Genomic DNA, 16,786 nt, shown 5'->3' on the forward strand with positions numbered 1-16,786 from the left:
TGTTCTAATCGTTTGTGACACATAATGATTCTTCGTAGATATCATTTAAGTGTTGTAGCAATTTTACTTCGTCACCACCATGCATCATGTATTCACGAATAGGTGCTCCCGCACGATCTTGGAAATACATATGTCCATGGTATCGAGGACGTAAAAATGCTCTATCTAAAGCTGGTAATGTTGCTGTAAAAAACTGATCTGTTTGTTGATTAGTGTAGTCATCTTCCCACGCAGCGCGATGTCCGGGTTGCCCTCCATTATCAAAGAAAATACCTTTTTGATTTTCTGGACAGGCAGCAAATTCAGCAAACTTACTTGCCCATTCAGATTCTTTACATTTTGAAGAAATCGCTAAACCTGTTCCCCCCAAAGTAGATATCAATTTCTGGCCATCGATATCGACCATATCATGAAACTTGAGGTGCTTTCGTGCATATCCTCTTCTTGAATAATTGGTATATCCATAAGCAAAAGGAGAATACACATAATCGTCTGTTTGTGTCATCGCCTCGTACACTTTAATAGGATTCCAATCGTAACTTTCCTCTTTGATATGCTCTCCCAATGCTCTTAACATTTTAAGAGCTTGCAGTCCTACCTTTTCTGATATCACTTGCTCTTTTGATGTACAAACATCTTCTCCTAAAGTAGAGCAAATCATATAGAAACTCATCAAGGTATCTTGTGGAATACCCGGTATTGCTACTTTTCCAGTTTTTGATAACTCCACAAGATCATCCCATGTTTGAGGAAACTTCAATCCTTCTTTTTCAAATAAATCGGGACGACTTGCAGCAACTGGAGTGGCAGCATCTATTGCCAATGCCCATTGCTGATTATCGTAGCTGTAACTTTCGTGAGATCGACCTACACTATTGTGTTCTTGATCCTTTAAAAAAGCTTCCGAAAGTAATGTATTTAAGGGTTGAATCACTTTTGTTCGAGCAGCAAAACCTGCCCAAGGATGATCGATAATTAAGAAGTCAAATCGCTCGGCTAATTGATCAATAGGTTCGTCGGCGAAAGCTTGTAACGATCGTTTTTCCCATTGGATATCTACTTCTGGGTAGAGTTCCGAAAATCGTTGTGCACAGGCTACAATAGAGGTGAATCCTCTAGAGTGATTCCATGTGATGCCTTTTAATTGTATCATTGTTTGCTGTTTTTTGTTGATATCAATAAGTTTTTACTTTCCTATCCCACGATTGAAATCGTGGGTTTTTGAAAGATGATTTTGATGATACTAAAGTATCATCAAAATTAGGTTGGGGGATTATTCGTAGTTCATGTAGATGGCTCGCTTTTGGAGATATTGTTCGATACCATAGATGCCATCTTCTCCTCCGATTCCACTTGTTTTATGTCCAGAGTGGAAACCTTGTATGTAGCCTACAATACCTTTGTTGATGAAGATGGTTCCAACCTGAAACTCATTGATCGATTTCATTATCGTTTTATGGTTTTGAGTAAACAAATAAGCTGATAATCCTTCTTCTCTATCATTTAATAAAGATTTTGCTTCTTCATATCCCGATACTTTCATGATTGGAAGTACAGGTCCAAACAATTCATTCCTTAGAGTCGCATCATCACTTTTCACATTGGTCAAGATAGTCGGCTCATACCAGTTTCCTTCTTCAAAATACTTCCCTTCTGGTCGTTTCCCTCCTAGTACCAATTCGGCTCCTTGGGAGATATTTTCCATCACTAAATCATGTACTCTTGATAAACCTTTAGTGCTTACATTTGGTCCCATATTTACCTGAGTCATTGGATCTCCCACCGTTATTTGTTTCGTACGTTCAATGACTTTCTCTGTAAATTCATCGGCTATTTTTTCATGAACGAAAAGCATTTCGTTACAAATACATACTTGTCCACAATTGGCATATCGTGCCACTACTGCAGCTTCTACGGCTTTATCAATTTCGGCATCATCCATCACAATAAATGGAGCCTTTCCTCCTAATTCCAATACAAGACCTGCTACATTTTGAGAAGCTGTTTTATAGATCGCTTGCCCTGCTCTTGTGCTTCCCGTCATGGAAACGAGTTTGGTAATTGGACTTTCGATAAGTTGAGTACCTACGGTATGTCCCCAACCCATCACCATACTAATTACCCCTTTAGGTAAACCTGCCTCATGAACCAAACGACAAAACTCTGATGCTGTAATTGGTGTTAACTCAGAAGGCTTTATCACCATCGTATTTCCAGTAATTAAAGCTGGACCAATTTTTCTACCAATGAGTGCTAACGGATAATTAAATGCCATTAAACCGACAGTCACTCCATAAGGTACTTTATGAATACTGAGTTGTTCGTTGGCCATATCAGATGGAAAAATACTTCCTTCTATCCTTCTACCTGCTTCGGCTGAGTAATTGATATATCGGATGGTATCATCTACTTCTCCATACGCTTCTGCCAATGTTTTCCCTTGTTCCATCACCAATAAACGAGCAAAATGATCTCTTTCCTCGTTTAACTTTTCAGTAATTGCATATAAGTAATTTGCTCTATCGTTTGCTGGCAACATTTGCCAAGCAAATTGTGCTTTATCTGCACTTTCTAATGCCAATTGCACTTCCGTTTCCGTACTGCAATACACTCTTGCAAATACCTGATTATTGGCTGGGTTTTCTACATCTATATACTCTCCTTTTGAAGTTTCTACCCACTCTCCATTGATGTAACATGGGTATACTTTAATGTCTTGTGTTGTTGTCGTGTTCATATTGTTGCCTTATCTAAAATTTGGTTCTCTCTTTTCTACGAAAGCTAAATTTCCTTCTTTCGCATCTTCTGTGTCATATAGTTGATCGACCAGTTGGCTTTCTAATTTCAACCCTTCTTCCATTGAAAGTTCTAATCCTTTATACACACTTTCTTTTGAGGCCGTAATCGCCATAGAAGGACCTTTTGATAATTTTTCAGCAAATACAATCACCTCATTTTCAAAGGTTTCTTGTGTATACAAGTGATTGACTAAACCTACCCTTAATGCTTCTTCAGGCTGAACAGGATCTCCAGTAACCAACATTTCTAAGGCTTTACTCTTACCGATTAATCGAATTAGTCTCTGTGATCCTCCATTACCAGGCATTAATCCAAGTTTTATTTCGGGTAGACCTAACAGGTAATTTCCTTCTTTTGCTAAACGTAAATCGCAGGCCATCGCTAATTCCAATCCACCTCCTAAAGCATGTCCATTAATAGCCGCAATTGTTACCTTTTTGCTCTCCGAAATAAGTTTGGCCGATAGTTTTGCATGATCCACCATCAACTTATTTTCTTCTGTTGTGTTCGACTGAAAAACTTTGACATCAGCCCCTGCACAGAAAAATTTGTCCAAAGCACTTTTTATCACAATCACTTTTACTTCTGAATTTTGCTCTGCCTCTTTTAAACAAGAAATGAGCTGTTTCATAAAGTGGATATCATAACAATTTGCTTTCGGTCTATTGATTAAAATATAACCAACTCGATTGATGATCTGAAGTGTAATAAAATAGTTATTGATCGTCGTAATATTCATTTCAAAGTATGTTTTATTCAATTCGAATATCTACGTTCTTAGGAGTAACATCAAGTATTTTAGACCATGAAAACGACTTGTCTATAATATGTCTATATCTACCTAGAGTGTGACTCTTACCTCCTTCTTTTCAACAACTATAGACATCGTAATTTTTCTGATTTGCTTCAATTAATAACATCCCATACACTAATGAATAAATTACTTGTTTTAATCACTAGAAAATCAACACTTTAAATGAGATTGTCTATATAAAATCTAGAATGATAGATCAATTTTATATCAGATTATGAAAAAGGCTTGTCAATTATTTATACTGATATTTTAAATTTCAAATCAATTTTTAAGGTATTCTGTAATAATTCTATTGTCAACTTGATATTGATATTATGAAGTGAACGATTCTGCCTTTTTTCTATCCCAAATCCGTATCACTTTATCATATTCTAATTTATATAAGCTCTTCAATTGAAAAAAAACAGCTTGATAAAATACAGTACAAATGAGACAAGAACACATACTAAATTTCAGATTACTATACTTACAATTTATAAACACACATGAATAGTACGTATTTTATCACTAGTAAACGACTATATGTTTCCTAGTATTTTATTAGATTTACAGAAACATTAAAGCAAACGAAATGAACAAACTAATTCTACCTTCTCTATTATTCACTTTACTTTTTAGTTGTCAGTCACCTCAAAAAGAATTTACTTCTTTTCAGGATGATGTAGATTTTCTTCGTCAATATGTGGATGACCTTACAGTCCTCAAACGAGGAGAGGCTTTAATGGCGGTATCACCTTCTTGGCAAGGAAGAGTGTTTACTACTTCTTTAGATGGCGAAAACGGAAGAAGTTTAGGGTATTATAATCAGAAGCTGTTTAAAGCAGGAAAAGCAGATCAGCAACTATCAAAAGCCGGTGGGGAATCGAGGATGTGGTTTGGTCCTGAGGTGGGCGATTTTTCAATTTTCTTTCCTCCCAATGTAGAACAGGTTGGAGAAAATATGAAAGTAAGTGCTGATCTAGATACGCTAAAATTCAATACTGATGAAACGTCGAATAAGCAAGTGGTCGCATCAAATGATATGGTGATAGAAAATGCTTACGGAACGAGCTTTACTATTCATGCTTCAAGAAGTATCGAACTATTTGATGTTAAAACCATAGAGAAAAACTTAGGGATTCAACTTCAAAATGGTAATAAAAAATCAGTTGGGTTTGAAACGAATACCATCATCAAAAATACAGGAAGTACAACATGGAGTAAGGATACTGGTTTACTTCCAATATGGATATTGGGCTGTTTTCATCCTTCCGAAAATCAATGGGCAATTGTACCGACAAATTCTACCGAACTAGATACTGTTACAAATTATTTCACCGATCAGACCGGTCGTGTAATGATAAAAAAAGGTGTGGCTTTTTATAAGGTGGATGCGGGTTATCTAAATAAAATGGGATTACCTCAAAAGCATATCCGACCAATTATGGGGAGCTATTCACCCGAAATGAATTTATTGAACATTGTCGTTTATTCTTTTGACTCAGATCCTAACCTACTTTATGTGAATTCTGAATGGGGAAAGGAAAACAACTACGATGGTGATGTGATGAATATTTTCAACGGAGAAATCAATTTACCATTGGATCGCGACTGGCCTTTCTACGAATTTGAATCATTCTCTGCAGCCAAAGAGTTACAACCTGGAGAAGAACTTCAGCATAAACAGTCTGTATATCATTTCGAAGGCTCAAAAGAAGAGTTAAACCCTATAGCAGAACAATTATTAGGAGTAAGCTTATTTGATGCACCTTTTAATTAATTATCAGAAAATGGATATTGATTACCGTCTTTGTACTGACGCCTTTCGAGCATAATATTCAATTGTTTTGCAAACATATTGATATCTCTGATATCAAAAACAGCAAGTTTAATATCGATTGACTCTAGCATTCCATCATGGAAATACTCTATCGTTAATTCCATGGTTTCTGTATTTATTGAATACGCTTTTGCATCATTCCAATCGATAATTCTCTTACTTGGATAACTAATATAAATCCATCTTTCGTTGATGGTTAGACCTATTTCGTTTTTAACTACTGGTCGAAGCACCTTAAAGTGATTTCCATAAAACAAGGCAATCAATAATAGTATACATCCTAAAACCCAAGTATCGAGCGATAACATATAGCTACCAACAAATAAAAGAAAGCATCTTACTATAAATTCTACATAAATACTTTTCTTATTGAATTTGTAGCTTAATGAATCTCCTGTCGATAAGTCTATTTTTATTTTTTCGATTTGTTCGTATTCGGCACTTTCCTTCTCAAACTTTTTTAATTCTTCTGTTAATCGCTTGTTTCTAAACTCTAGGAAACCTCTATTGGACCAAGTCAAATATCTTAATTTTGCCTGTTCATTTAGATAAAAACTATTTTCTACCCCAACATATTTAAAGGCCCAAAGTTTCCATCTAGGAGTAGACATTGCCCAATACAACCAAGCACTAATAATCCCAAAAACAAGACTCAAGAAAAAGTAAATGACGCTATTTGATAAATGTACTATAAGGGTAGGCATCACCAAGACTAGAATTAATACCGGAAGATTAATCACTAACTGACCTATCAATATAGCTTTATTTACTTTAGACATTTTAGATGTATACCGTTTGAAGTGCTTTAGATCTCTTAATTTAAAAAGAAAGCCAGCATTGTAAAACAATACTGGCTTAAATTGGTGATTCGCGGTCATGAATGAACCACCAACATATTATTAAACGAATTTTTTCGTTCGTTTGTTTAATCTTCGGTTTCTTTAATCACGTAAACATCTTCACCTTTTTTGTGTAATAGATATTTCTCTCTTGCAAACTTCTCTAATGCTTCATTATTAGATTTCAATTCCCTCATTTTAGACTCTAATTCTACGATTTCATCTTTGTAGTAGAGTTCCTGATTTTTTAAATCTTGCTCTTTGTTTTTTTGAGCATGACGCTTGAAGAAATTATCGTTATCAAAAAATATCATCCATACCAAGAAGACTACACCTGTTAGAATGTAGAAATTCTTAAAATACTTTACCCAAGGATTATTTGATGATGTTATCGCCATTTTTATCAAATTATAAACCTGCTCCTTTTTCTATGACATAATTGACCTCGAAAGTATTATTACTTCGATCGACATCTGCCACTTTCATTGAAGGATCAATTTCAACTTTCTTCAATTTAATACCTTTTGTTGGAACTGCAATGGTATACACTGGGTGAGTCCATGGCCAATCTTCTAATTGCACCCAATTCCCTTCTATTTCTTTTTCTTTGGCACCCCTCATAATACGAAGCGGCATATAATATGTCGTCTGATCACCATTATCAAAAGTAACTTGAACTTCCATAGGCATTGGCATTTTACCAATTCTTTCCAGAGTAACATAAGTTGTATCTCCTTCAACGAAAGTATTTTTCACGCCATAATCAATTGTTTTGGTCGTATAAGTAAAATACTCTTTGTACCACTGAAGTTGCATACCCGATTCTTTTTCCATTACTCGAATGAAGTCGTGTACATTAGGATGTTTGAACTTCCATTCTTCATAATATCTTTTGAATGCCTTATCAAATGTTTTTTGTCCCATAATGTAACTTAACTGATGTAAGTACACGGCACCTTTAGAATACGCTGCAATTGAATAAGCAGAGTTTAGTTCAAAGTGATCTGCATGCGTCATCAAAGGCTCTTCGATGCCACGTTTCACCACATAGAAATAAGAATTATAAGAGCTAGCGTGAGCGTTTTCTTTACCGTTCACATATCTTTCGATCTCATTACCGATGTAACTATTAAAACCTTCATCCATCCAAGCATATAGGCTTTCGTTGGATGCTAACACAAATTGGAACCAACTGTGTAACATTTCATGAATAGTTACACCCACTAAGCTATTTAGATTTCTTTTACCCGTGATTAAAGTAAGCATTCCGTACTCCATTCCACCGTCGCCACCTTGGACTACATTGTAAACTTTGTATGGATATTTCCCCACTCTTTCGTTAGTATATTCAATGGCTTTAATTAAGTAATCTGGTAATTTCTCCCAGTTCTCATCAATACCTTGATTCTTTTTCCAGAAGAAATGTAACTCAGGTCCATTCTCCATAGGAACAATTTTGTGATTGTAATCTGGATCTGCTGCGAATGTAAAATCGTGTACTTTTGGGGCTTTGAAATGCCAAGTCAATTTTCCATTCTTAGGTTTTCCTTTTTTGAATCCGCCGTATCCATGACCTACTTCTTCAGCGTTTTGGATATAGCCTGTAGAAGCTACAACGTATTTAGCATCTAAAGTTAACTTCACATCAAAATTACCCCAAACACCATAGAATTCACGTCCTACATATGGATCTGGATGCCATCCTTCATAATCGTATTCTGCTAATTTAGGATACCACTGTGCCATTGAGTAGGCCACTCCTTCTTTGTTATCACGTCCATTACGACGAATTTGAATAGGTACCTGACCATCAAACTGCATATTGAATTTCACCTTAGATTTTGGTAAAATTGGCTTTGATAGTTCTACTTCCAGTATAGTACCAACTGTTTTATATTTTAGAGGCTTTCCGTTTTGTTTTAGTGAATTCACTTTTAGGTAACCGATCTCATCAGGAGTTAGTTTAGAGATACGATCTCTTACTCTTGGATCTGGATCATCGATTGTACGCGATCTCACATCCATCATACTACCTGGCTGGAAGGCATTCATGTATAAGTGATAATATACATGCGTAAGCGTATCTGGTGAATTATTAAAATACTCTAGTTCTTGAGTACCCGAATACTTATGTGTATCCACATCAAGATCTACATTCATTTTGTAGTTTGCCTGTTGCTGCCAACGATCGGCTTGTCCATAAACAACGAAACTAAAAATGCATCCAATAACGGTTAAAAAAAATTGTCTCATGGAAGAAAGTTCCTCTTTAATACTTCTTATCTGATTTTGCAATCGCAAAGTACGAAAGAATTTAATTATTATGAGAATTGGTGTGGGTTTCGGGGTGTATTTGATAGAATAATAAGAATTTATTTAGAAATTTTACAATCTTATTCTGACAGTAAAATCTCTAATTCCTCAATTTTTTGTTGTCTTGCCATAGAAAAAGTCATTATATCTACTTTTTCCAATTTCTTCAAAATTTCTAATGACGCTATCAAAAACTTTTGGTCGGATTCAATTTTCCCCTTCATCATCAAAGTATCTGCTAATAGTTCGATCTCATTATACCTTAATTTGGTAGATAAATCCAATACCTTCAACTCAATTTCTTTCGCATCATCTTCTGGATCAATCTTCACTATTTCAGTCAAATATTTCTCTAAAGATTCTAAGATATCTTCTCTGTACTTCACCCAGTCCATTCCTGTGAATCGAAGCATCATTTTCTCTAAATCTTTGATCAACCTTTTGATATAATCTCTTTTATCTTGTAACATGGGATTTGAGGAGGGTTATGATGTGAAAAATTATTTTGGAGAACGATTCTCTTTAATTGAAAATAGAATTTAATTTAGAGTTAAAAGTGAAGAATGAAAAGTGAAAAACGTGAAATGTTGCTCTAACGCTCGTTTTAATATTTTGGGTAGACACTGGCGCAAATGTTAAGCGCAGCGACATTTGTGCCCATAAACGTTAGAGGTCTCCCGACCTCGTTTTATTTTGTACATAGGAAGTATTAGGTAACATTTAAAACCGCTCTTCACTATTCCCTCTTCACTTGAAAAGCCCTAAACTTTTCATCTATTTGAAGGTAAATATTAAGTTAGCAAAGAAATTCCATACTACTACCACCCCAATCGAAATCACTTTTGCTACATAGAAATTCATTTTTACTTTTTCATGGAGTATCCAGATAATAGCATTGGAGAACAGTAAACCGACTACAGATACACCGAAGAATTTGAGGTACTCGACCCCTATTTGGTCCGTATGACTTTCGAAAGTCCAAATTCTGTTTAGAACATAATTAGAGGTAGCAGCACAGATAAATCCCAAACTATTTGCTAAATATTTGTGTCCTTTCATTACCTCTTTAACTAGGTATGTCACACCAAAATCAACAAACAAGCCGGAAAAACCTACTACTCCAAACTTTAAAAATTTCCAAAATAAAACTTCCCAGTTCATCTATCCTCTTTAATCAGTCAACTTCAATTTCTACGCAAATGTAAATATAGAGAAAGATTGTGTGCTATAGCCCCTAATTGATGATTTTTTAATTCATCAGTTACATTTACGAAATCTATATAAAAACAAAAACGCTCTTCCTTTCGAAAGAGCGTTTCTATATTTTGCATCAAGCTTAGTTGCTTGGTCTTCTTCTTCTACGGTCACCACCACCGCCACTACGACGATCGCGATCTCCACCACCACGGTTTCCACCGCCTCTGTAGCCACCGCCTCTACGGTCACCACCACGGTCTCCTCCGCCACCGAATGGTCTACGACGACGGTCTCCTCCGCCACCGCCTCTGCGGCCACCACGATCAGGAGCATTAGATACTTCAACATCAATTTTTCTTCCGTTGAAATCTAATTTACCCATTCCTTTAGTTACTTCATCCTCACGTCCTTCTTTTAATTCGAAGAAAGAGAAGTTTTGTTTCAAGTCGATACGTCCAATTTCGATACGCTCTCCTCTAACACCTTTGTTGATTAGGTCGATCAAATCTTTTGGTCTTACCTCATCACGCTTACCAAGGTTAATAAAGAAACGAGTGAAACCACTTTCTGCATTTCTTCTATTATTGTTCTCCCCTCTTTCTTTCTTATTACTGTTATCTCTACGATCTGGTACATTAAGATCTCTTGCACCTCTGTAATAATCTAAGAAACGGTTAAACTCAAGAGCAACAAATCTGTTGATGATTTCTTCTCTGCTTAAGTCTTCTAATTTCTCGTAAACTTTAGGAAGGTATTGTTCGATTTCATCCTCTTCCATCTCCACATCGTGAATTCTATCTACCAAGTGGAACAACTGACGCTCACAAATTTGAGGGCCTGTTGGCACTGGATCCATGATAAAGCTTTGCTTAAGCACTCTTTCGATGGCTCTAAGTCTATGCTTTTCTCTCATGTGGATGATAGCGATAGAAACACCTTCTTTACCTGCTCTACCTGTACGGCCTGAACGGTGATTGTATGTTTCGATATCGTCTGGAAGATTGTAGTTAATTACATGAGATAAATCGTTTACGTCCAAACCACGAGCGGCAACGTCTGTTGCTACTAGAATTTGAAGTGAACGTTGACGGAATTTACCCATCACGTAATCACGCTGAGCTTGAGATAAGTCACCGTGTAAGGCATCTGCGTTGTAACCGTCGATCATCAATTTCTCGGCTACATCTTTAGTTTCCTGTCTTGTTCTACAGAAAACGATACCATAAATATTAGGATTGTAATCTACTACACGTTTTAATGCTTCGTATCTATCGTTTGCACGAACCATGTAGCAGTAATGCTTTACATTTTTGTTACCAGTGTTCTTAGTACCTACAGTCACCTCTAAAGGTTCTGTCATGTAGTTAGAAGCAATTCTTGCCACTTCTCTTGGCATTGTTGCTGAGAATAACCAAACGTTTTTCTCTTCTGGTGTATTTTCCAAAATTGAATCCAATTCATCTTTGAATCCCATTTTCAACATTTCATCTGCCTCATCAAGAACAACAGTTTCCACTTGCGTGATATCTGCTTTACCTCTTTTTAAGACGTCGTCCATTCTACCTGGAGTGGCTACAATTACGTGAGCACCTCTTTTGATTTGACGGATTTGTTGGTCGATAGGAGCACCACCATATACTGCTACTACTTTAAGACCTGGGATTTTTTTGGAAAAGTTTTCTAAGTCTCTTGCAATTTGTAATCCTAGCTCTCTTACAGGACACAATACAAGTGCTTGAGTTCTTTTATCTGAAACATCTACTCGATGTAAAAGTGGTAAACCGAAAGCTGCTGTTTTACCTGTTCCTGTTTGTGCCAATCCCACTAAATCAGTGTCTTCTGTTAATAGAGTTGGAATAACTTCTCCTTGGATTGGTGTTGGTTCTTCGAAACCAAGTTCAGAAACTGCATCTAACAGCTCTTGCTTAAGCCCTAATTCGCTAAATTTTGCCATGTTTTGTTTTTTAGAGCGCTTACCCCTCTTACAAAGTGATAGAACAGCGGACAGCTGCTCTTTATAATGAGATGAGGATAAAAGCGCCAACTTACTTTTTTTACGGAAATGCAAAGGTAACTCTTTTATTATTTGTTTTACCTCATTACTTCACAATCATTTGTTATTCAGCGAAATTATTGGCTAAATTTCTGATTATTAACAAAAAAAGTACGCTTTTCTATGGTTCTTTTTTAATCAGACAGACATTTATTTAATAAAATTGTAAAGTGTTATTTATACGTATTATAGAATTGATTACCAGTTTTTAAAGTTGTTAAAGAAATTACGAATTAAATAGTCATACAACTTATAAGCGTATTTTAAATAAAAAATGCAGCTCAATAATTTTTGAACTGCATCCTTTTAAATCTTAATATTATTATTTCCTAGCGTTACTATCACAACCCCATGATAATTCAGTATCGGAGTCAATAGTAATAGTTTCTGAAGGAGAACGTGTATCGTAAGAATCTTTCCAGTAGTATTTATAGGTTCCTTCTTCTACTCTAATTGTTGTTATAGAGTAGGAACCCATTGTTGCGACCTCCTCCCCATCAAGGTAAAAGTATATTGTAGTACCATCGTCCCAGCAAGTTTCAAGAGTCAACTTATACTCAGGGTTAAGGGATTCATCTTCAAGATCAAGACATCCCGTCATTAATAATGGTAATAGTAAAAAAAGGGAGAACTTTAATATGTTTTGCATAATAAAAAAATAGTTAAAAATACGATGACCAGCTTGATCATATATATAAAAAATATAGTCTGTTCGTTCACCTAACTAAGTCACAAAGAATGTTCTTTAGAGTAAGTTTTAATCTTAGACATACATTACATATATCTACATTAGTTTTTTGATTCTCAGCATCAATGTCATTAAGTTAAGAATTAATTTCTAGAAACGAATGCTTCTATATTATAATTTTTTTGTCCCAAAATAACCACATCTTGATTACCTTGTATAGAATATTGATTTAAAAATCCATCGTTACTGTAAGTCAGTTTACCTACTTTCTCTTTCTTAAAAAGTATATTCTTACTCTTAATCAAAAACTGTATAGACGTTGTTATCCCTTGATCGTTTTGAGTAATTTCTAGCCACTTAACCTCATTTTTATCAGATTGAGAGGTGTATTTTATTTTGATATCCTGTCCTTCTTTTGTCTCTACTTTTTTATAACTATCCTTAAAGATCGGGCGATTAATATCTGCATCATTGAAAACTTCTAATTCCGAATCCCAATTAATATCACTAACAGAAATTTCAGAAGCCTTTCCATCATAATTCACTTTCTTCTTGACAATAACTTCTGTTTGATCCATATCCTTCACTGTTTTCTGAATCAAAGCATTGATATCGTAATTGTATAATTGATGATTTTCTTCCTCTGAAGTTATCACATCACATGAAAAAATGATTGAGGCTAGAAAATAAAAGGTGATGTATTTTAATGATTTCATGAATTAATAATATAGAACTACCAAATGATTTCGATATGACGTTTTCCAGTCCAAACGGTTGTTGAACTTTCATTATTCAATCGTTTTATCTTGAATTTTTCTTTTTCCAAATATACAACTTCCTGTTTTATCACGACAAAATCATTTTTTTTATGAAAAGCGACAGCCATACTATGTTCTCCATCTTGGGCATCAATTTTTAATCGCTTTTCCCCTTTAGCATCAATTATTGTGGACGAAGACTTTACTTCTCCTCCTTTTAAAATACTCATGGCTTTTTGAGCATCAGGCACTCCATAACCTGTATAATTATTTCCATAAGGATAAAAAGTAGAAGACTTTATGATAATGTCCTTTAATTCCTGACCGGTTAAAGAGGGATCCATCTCCCATAAACAAGCGGCTAAACCAGTAATTACCGGAGCAGAGAAAGAAGTACCAAAAAGAGAATAACACGTTACTTCTGGTTTTACATAATTAATGTAGGTTGGTCCAATACTGCTATACCCTGCTTTCTTTCCACTTTTTGTATTTGCACCAACACTTAGAACACTTTTCGCATCTGCAGGTGCACTTACTATCCTCCATCGCTCATTATCGCCTTCATTTCCTGCTGATACAATTATTAATGCTCCTTTTTTTGAAGCTATTTCAGCGGCCAAGGTGACCATACTGGTCTTCCCATCCATTTCATCTTTTTTGTAATTATCTTTTGATGAATCAAAGCCAATAGAATAACCCAGGGAACTATTAATTAATTTTATATCTAAAGAATCCACCATCCACTCTAAAGCGGCAATCCAATTTTCCTCATCAGTTTTATTTTCTTTATCACCATGATCGGACCTCGCTAGATAAAATTCACTTTTATGAGCTAAACCATAACGCATATTTTCATGATTACCCGCTATCATTCTTAACACTGTAGTACCATGGGAATCACTACCGGTTAGCTTCTCATTAAAGAATGAAGTTTCGGATCTATCATCAATAAAAAAATCTTTATACCCTTTGATCTGATTGTTTTGAAACAACCCTTTGAGATAATCGTTCTTTTGTGCATTCCAAAATCCGGCATCAATTACTCCAATGCGTATATTTTGTCCATGTACCCCATTATCTACCAATTCCTTGGTATTTAATTGATGGATCACATAAGCAGATTGCTGTTTATCATTTTCACAAGAAAGCCATTGACAGGTACCTAGTTCCAAGTCTGCCCTTACTGTTTTTATATCTTGAATAAAAGCTGAGTTCTCGAGTAATTCTCTATCACTTTTATCAGATAATTCGATGGTAACGGCATTTAACCAATTGGACACTGTCTGAGGTTCAAACCCCATCAACTTTAATTGATTTAGATACTCATTACATACTTTTTGGTTAAAAAAATCTAAAGGTGAATTTTCACATTTATCGTGAAAAACCACCCACACTCTTTCCTTATTAGAAGAAAAAGATGGATAACTAACTACAAAACAAGCCAATAGTGAAAGTAGAAGTATGTGATTTTTGGCCGTAGTGTAATTTTTTTTCAATTGTTTTGCTAGTCTTATCGTCATGTAGTTTTGAAAAATCAACGGAAGAAGTAAATTCGAATTGGGAGTAAGAATGAATACCTATTATTTTGGATAAAATGGCATCAATTCCTACTCATCGAGTAAGATACTTAAATAATTTATATAAACACATCAATTCTAATGAGATACGAGAAAATCGATCAAAACTTATTCATTGAAAACCGTAAACGTTTTGTTGAACGTTTACAACCTAATGCAGTAGCCGTTTTCAATTCTAACGATATCATGCCAACAAGTGCTGATGGAACAATGCCCTTCATCCAACATACAGACATTTTTTGGATGAGTGGTATAGACCAAGAAAAAAGTATCTTGGTGATCAATCCAGATGCTAAAGATCCAGCACATAAAGAGATTTTATTCCTTATCGAAACTAACGATGAAATTGCTATTTGGGAAGGTGCAAAACTTACCAAAGAACAAGCAACTGAGGTTTCAGGAATAGAAACTGTTTATTGGTTATCAGAATTCAATAATGTATTCAAAAGCCTTGTTTTCGATAGCGAATATATCTATTTAAACACCAACGAACACCTAAGAGCAGACACCACTGTTCAGACTCCAGATGACCGTTTTATTGAGGAATGTAAAAGAAACTTCCCTCTTCATAAATTAGAGCGTCTATCTCCAATTATGCACGACCTCAGAACCGTAAAATCTAAGTACGAGACTGATGTGATGCAAAAGGCATGTAATATTACAGAAAAAGGTTTTAGAAGAGTGTTAGACTTTGTAAAACCTGGTGTTAAAGAATACGAAATCGAAGCAGAAATCACACATGAGTTCGTTCGTAACGGTTCTAGAAGACATGCTTACACTCCAATTATTGCTTCTGGGTTTAACGCTTGTGTCTTACACTATATTGATAATGACCAAGTATGTCAGGATGGCGATTTATTATTGATGGACTTTGGCTGTGAATACGGTAATTATGCATCTGACTTAACTCGTACTATCCCTGTTAACGGTAAGTTTACGGAACGTCAGGCTGCAGTATATTCAGCTGTACTTAGAGTACACAAAGCAGCAGCAAAAATGCTCGTTCCTGGCAATAACTTGATGGATTACCATGTTGAAGTGGGTAAACTTATGACTGAAGAATTGATTGGTTTAGGTTTAATCACTCAAGAAGATGTAGATAACGAAGATCCAAAATGGCCTGCATACAAAAAGTATTTCATGCACGGTACTTCTCACCATATCGGTGTTGATGTTCACGATTACGGACATCGTTACAAGACTTTCGAGGCAGGTATGGTATTTACTGTAGAGCCCGGTATTTATATCAGAGAAGAAAATATGGGTATCAGAATCGAAAACGATTTTGTGATCCAAGAATCTGGTGAGCCTTTCGACTTGATGAAAAATATTCCTATCGAGATTGAGGAGATTGAGGCGATTATGCAGAAATAGGCGTTTATCCCTAACTTCATAAATCAGCATGTATCTAGAGCCCATGATTGAAATCATGGGTTGATACAAATGCACACCTAGTCCGACTGAAGTCGGGCTAGGTGTTTTTTTTATCTTACTTTTTGGAGATTTCTGAAGAGTTTTAGTTCATCATCTATTTTTAAGGAGTCGTGTTTTTCCCATTGTTCCTCTATATACTTACGAACTTTACTAACCATAAAAGGACTTACTGATGCAGCATAATAACCAACATTCCAAGTGATGTTTTCATCATTAAAATAATGAGAACTACTTCCTTTTAGCATTTTCACAATTTTAGACAGACTTAAAGTAGATGGTATCACAATTAAACAATGTAAATGATCTTTGTAACCATTGATACGATCTATTTTAAAACCTTCTCGAAAACTAACTTGTAATAAATGAGGAATTAGTCGGTTTTCTAAAAAATCTTTTGATAGAATCGCTTCCTTTCTTTTTGTAGTCCATACGATATGAACCCAATTTTGGCTGTTTGAATGAGACATAATAAGTTAGAATGTTAAGCAAAAAATT

General features: G+C 35.3%; 15 protein-coding genes. 2 read left to right on the forward strand and 13 right to left on the reverse strand.

Features of this window, described 5'->3' with window-relative positions; all coding sequences use genetic code 11:
- Positions 1 to 4: 4 nt before the first annotated feature.
- From MY04_RS11955 to MY04_RS11965, 3 genes are all read right to left on the reverse strand, one after another.
- Positions 5 to 1,153 (reverse strand): extracellular solute-binding protein, encoded by a 1,149-nt coding sequence (locus MY04_RS11955; RefSeq protein WP_066209987.1) that lies wholly within the window; start codon positions 1,151 to 1,153, stop codon positions 5 to 7.
- 120 nt (positions 1,154 to 1,273) lie between these two features.
- Positions 1,274 to 2,737, reverse strand: coding sequence for an aldehyde dehydrogenase (gene aldA, locus MY04_RS11960; protein WP_066209989.1), 1,464 nt, complete (start codon positions 2,735 to 2,737; stop codon positions 1,274 to 1,276).
- 9 nt (positions 2,738 to 2,746) lie between these two features.
- Positions 2,747 to 3,538, reverse strand: coding sequence for an enoyl-CoA hydratase/isomerase family protein (locus tag MY04_RS11965; protein ID WP_066209992.1), 792 nt, complete (start codon positions 3,536 to 3,538; stop codon positions 2,747 to 2,749).
- Positions 3,539 to 4,184: 646 nt separating this feature from the next.
- On the opposite strand from MY04_RS11965, the gene MY04_RS11970 reads away from it, so the two are divergent.
- Positions 4,185 to 5,372 carry a DUF6786 family protein gene (locus MY04_RS11970; protein WP_066209993.1) on the forward strand — a complete coding sequence of 396 codons (1,188 nt, stop codon included), beginning with the start codon at positions 4,185 to 4,187 and terminating at the stop codon, positions 5,370 to 5,372.
- On the opposite strand, the gene MY04_RS11975 is transcribed toward MY04_RS11970, so the two are convergent.
- The 9 genes from MY04_RS11975 to MY04_RS12015 all read right to left on the reverse strand — a co-directional run bounded on the left by MY04_RS11975 (position 5,369) and on the right by MY04_RS12015 (position 14,800).
- Entirely contained in the window at positions 5,369 to 6,211 is an 843-nt protein-coding gene (locus tag MY04_RS11975; RefSeq protein ID WP_158297675.1) for a hypothetical protein, read from the reverse strand. The genes MY04_RS11970 and MY04_RS11975 overlap by 4 nt on opposite strands.
- 146 nt (positions 6,212 to 6,357) lie before the next feature.
- Positions 6,358 to 6,669, reverse strand: a complete 312-nt coding sequence (locus MY04_RS11980) for an FtsB family cell division protein (RefSeq protein WP_066209998.1) — start codon at positions 6,667 to 6,669, stop codon at positions 6,358 to 6,360.
- A gap of 10 nt (positions 6,670 to 6,679) precedes the next feature.
- Positions 6,680 to 8,524, reverse strand: coding sequence for a M1 family metallopeptidase (locus MY04_RS11985; protein ID WP_066210000.1), 1,845 nt, complete (start codon positions 8,522 to 8,524; stop codon positions 6,680 to 6,682).
- Positions 8,525 to 8,664: 140 nt separating this feature from the next.
- On the reverse strand, positions 8,665 to 9,054 hold the full coding sequence (locus MY04_RS11990; protein WP_066210001.1) for a hypothetical protein: 390 nt from the start codon (positions 9,052 to 9,054) through the stop codon (positions 8,665 to 8,667).
- Positions 9,055 to 9,358: 304 nt separating this feature from the next.
- Positions 9,359 to 9,745, reverse strand: a complete 387-nt coding sequence (locus tag MY04_RS11995) for a GtrA family protein (protein WP_066210002.1) — start codon at positions 9,743 to 9,745, stop codon at positions 9,359 to 9,361.
- Between the two features lie 175 nt (positions 9,746 to 9,920).
- Entirely contained in the window at positions 9,921 to 11,735 is a 1,815-nt protein-coding gene (locus MY04_RS12000; protein WP_066210003.1) for a DEAD/DEAH box helicase, read from the reverse strand.
- A 421-nt stretch (positions 11,736 to 12,156) separates the two neighbouring features.
- Complete coding sequence (locus MY04_RS12005; RefSeq protein WP_158297676.1) at positions 12,157 to 12,483, reverse strand: hypothetical protein; 327 nt, start codon at positions 12,481 to 12,483, stop codon at positions 12,157 to 12,159.
- A gap of 182 nt (positions 12,484 to 12,665) precedes the next feature.
- Positions 12,666 to 13,238: a hypothetical protein gene (locus tag MY04_RS12010; RefSeq protein WP_066210005.1), complete on the reverse strand. Its 573-nt coding sequence runs from the start codon at positions 13,236 to 13,238 to the stop codon at positions 12,666 to 12,668.
- A 17-nt stretch (positions 13,239 to 13,255) separates the two neighbouring features.
- On the reverse strand, positions 13,256 to 14,800 hold the full coding sequence (locus tag MY04_RS12015; RefSeq protein ID WP_066210006.1) for a S8 family serine peptidase: 1,545 nt from the start codon (positions 14,798 to 14,800) through the stop codon (positions 13,256 to 13,258).
- Positions 14,801 to 14,938: 138 nt separating this feature from the next.
- On the opposite strand from MY04_RS12015, the gene MY04_RS12020 reads away from it, so the two are divergent.
- A complete protein-coding gene (locus MY04_RS12020; protein WP_066210007.1) occupies positions 14,939 to 16,231 on the forward strand; it encodes an aminopeptidase P family protein in 1,293 nt (430 codons plus the stop codon).
- Between the two features lie 110 nt (positions 16,232 to 16,341).
- Here MY04_RS12020 and tnpA read toward each other — a convergent pair whose 3' ends face one another.
- Entirely contained in the window at positions 16,342 to 16,758 is a 417-nt protein-coding gene (gene tnpA / locus MY04_RS12025; protein WP_066210008.1) for an IS200/IS605 family transposase, read from the reverse strand.
- Between the last annotated feature and the right edge of the window lie 28 nt (positions 16,759 to 16,786).

This window comes from Flammeovirga sp. MY04, assembly GCF_001682195.2.
Taxonomy (GTDB): Bacteria; Bacteroidota; Bacteroidia; order Cytophagales; family Flammeovirgaceae; genus Flammeovirga; species Flammeovirga yaeyamensis.

Excerpts from the sequence above, each read along its gene's own strand:
- MY04_RS11955 (WP_066209987.1), bottom strand. The coding sequence starts at position 1,153 with ATGATACAATTAAAAGGCATCACATGGAATCACTCTAGAGGATTCACC.
- aldA (WP_066209989.1), bottom strand. The coding sequence starts at position 2,737 with ATGAACACGACAACAACACAAGACATTAAAGTATACCCATGTTACATC.
- MY04_RS11965 (WP_066209992.1), bottom strand. The coding sequence starts at position 3,538 with ATGAATATTACGACGATCAATAACTATTTTATTACACTTCAGATCATC.
- MY04_RS11970 (WP_066209993.1), top strand. The coding sequence starts at position 4,185 with ATGAACAAACTAATTCTACCTTCTCTATTATTCACTTTACTTTTTAGT.
- MY04_RS11975 (WP_158297675.1), bottom strand. The coding sequence starts at position 6,211 with ATGTCTAAAGTAAATAAAGCTATATTGATAGGTCAGTTAGTGATTAAT.
- MY04_RS11980 (WP_066209998.1), bottom strand. The coding sequence starts at position 6,669 with ATGGCGATAACATCATCAAATAATCCTTGGGTAAAGTATTTTAAGAAT.
- MY04_RS11985 (WP_066210000.1), bottom strand. The coding sequence starts at position 8,524 with ATGAGACAATTTTTTTTAACCGTTATTGGATGCATTTTTAGTTTCGTT.
- MY04_RS11990 (WP_066210001.1), bottom strand. The coding sequence starts at position 9,054 with ATGTTACAAGATAAAAGAGATTATATCAAAAGGTTGATCAAAGATTTA.
- MY04_RS11995 (WP_066210002.1), bottom strand. The coding sequence starts at position 9,745 with ATGAACTGGGAAGTTTTATTTTGGAAATTTTTAAAGTTTGGAGTAGTA.
- MY04_RS12000 (WP_066210003.1), bottom strand. The coding sequence starts at position 11,735 with ATGGCAAAATTTAGCGAATTAGGGCTTAAGCAAGAGCTGTTAGATGCA.
- MY04_RS12005 (WP_158297676.1), bottom strand. The coding sequence starts at position 12,483 with ATGCAAAACATATTAAAGTTCTCCCTTTTTTTACTATTACCATTATTA.
- MY04_RS12010 (WP_066210005.1), bottom strand. The coding sequence starts at position 13,238 with ATGAAATCATTAAAATACATCACCTTTTATTTTCTAGCCTCAATCATT.
- MY04_RS12015 (WP_066210006.1), bottom strand. The coding sequence starts at position 14,800 with ATGACGATAAGACTAGCAAAACAATTGAAAAAAAATTACACTACGGCC.
- MY04_RS12020 (WP_066210007.1), top strand. The coding sequence starts at position 14,939 with ATGAGATACGAGAAAATCGATCAAAACTTATTCATTGAAAACCGTAAA.
- tnpA (WP_066210008.1), bottom strand. The coding sequence starts at position 16,758 with ATGTCTCATTCAAACAGCCAAAATTGGGTTCATATCGTATGGACTACA.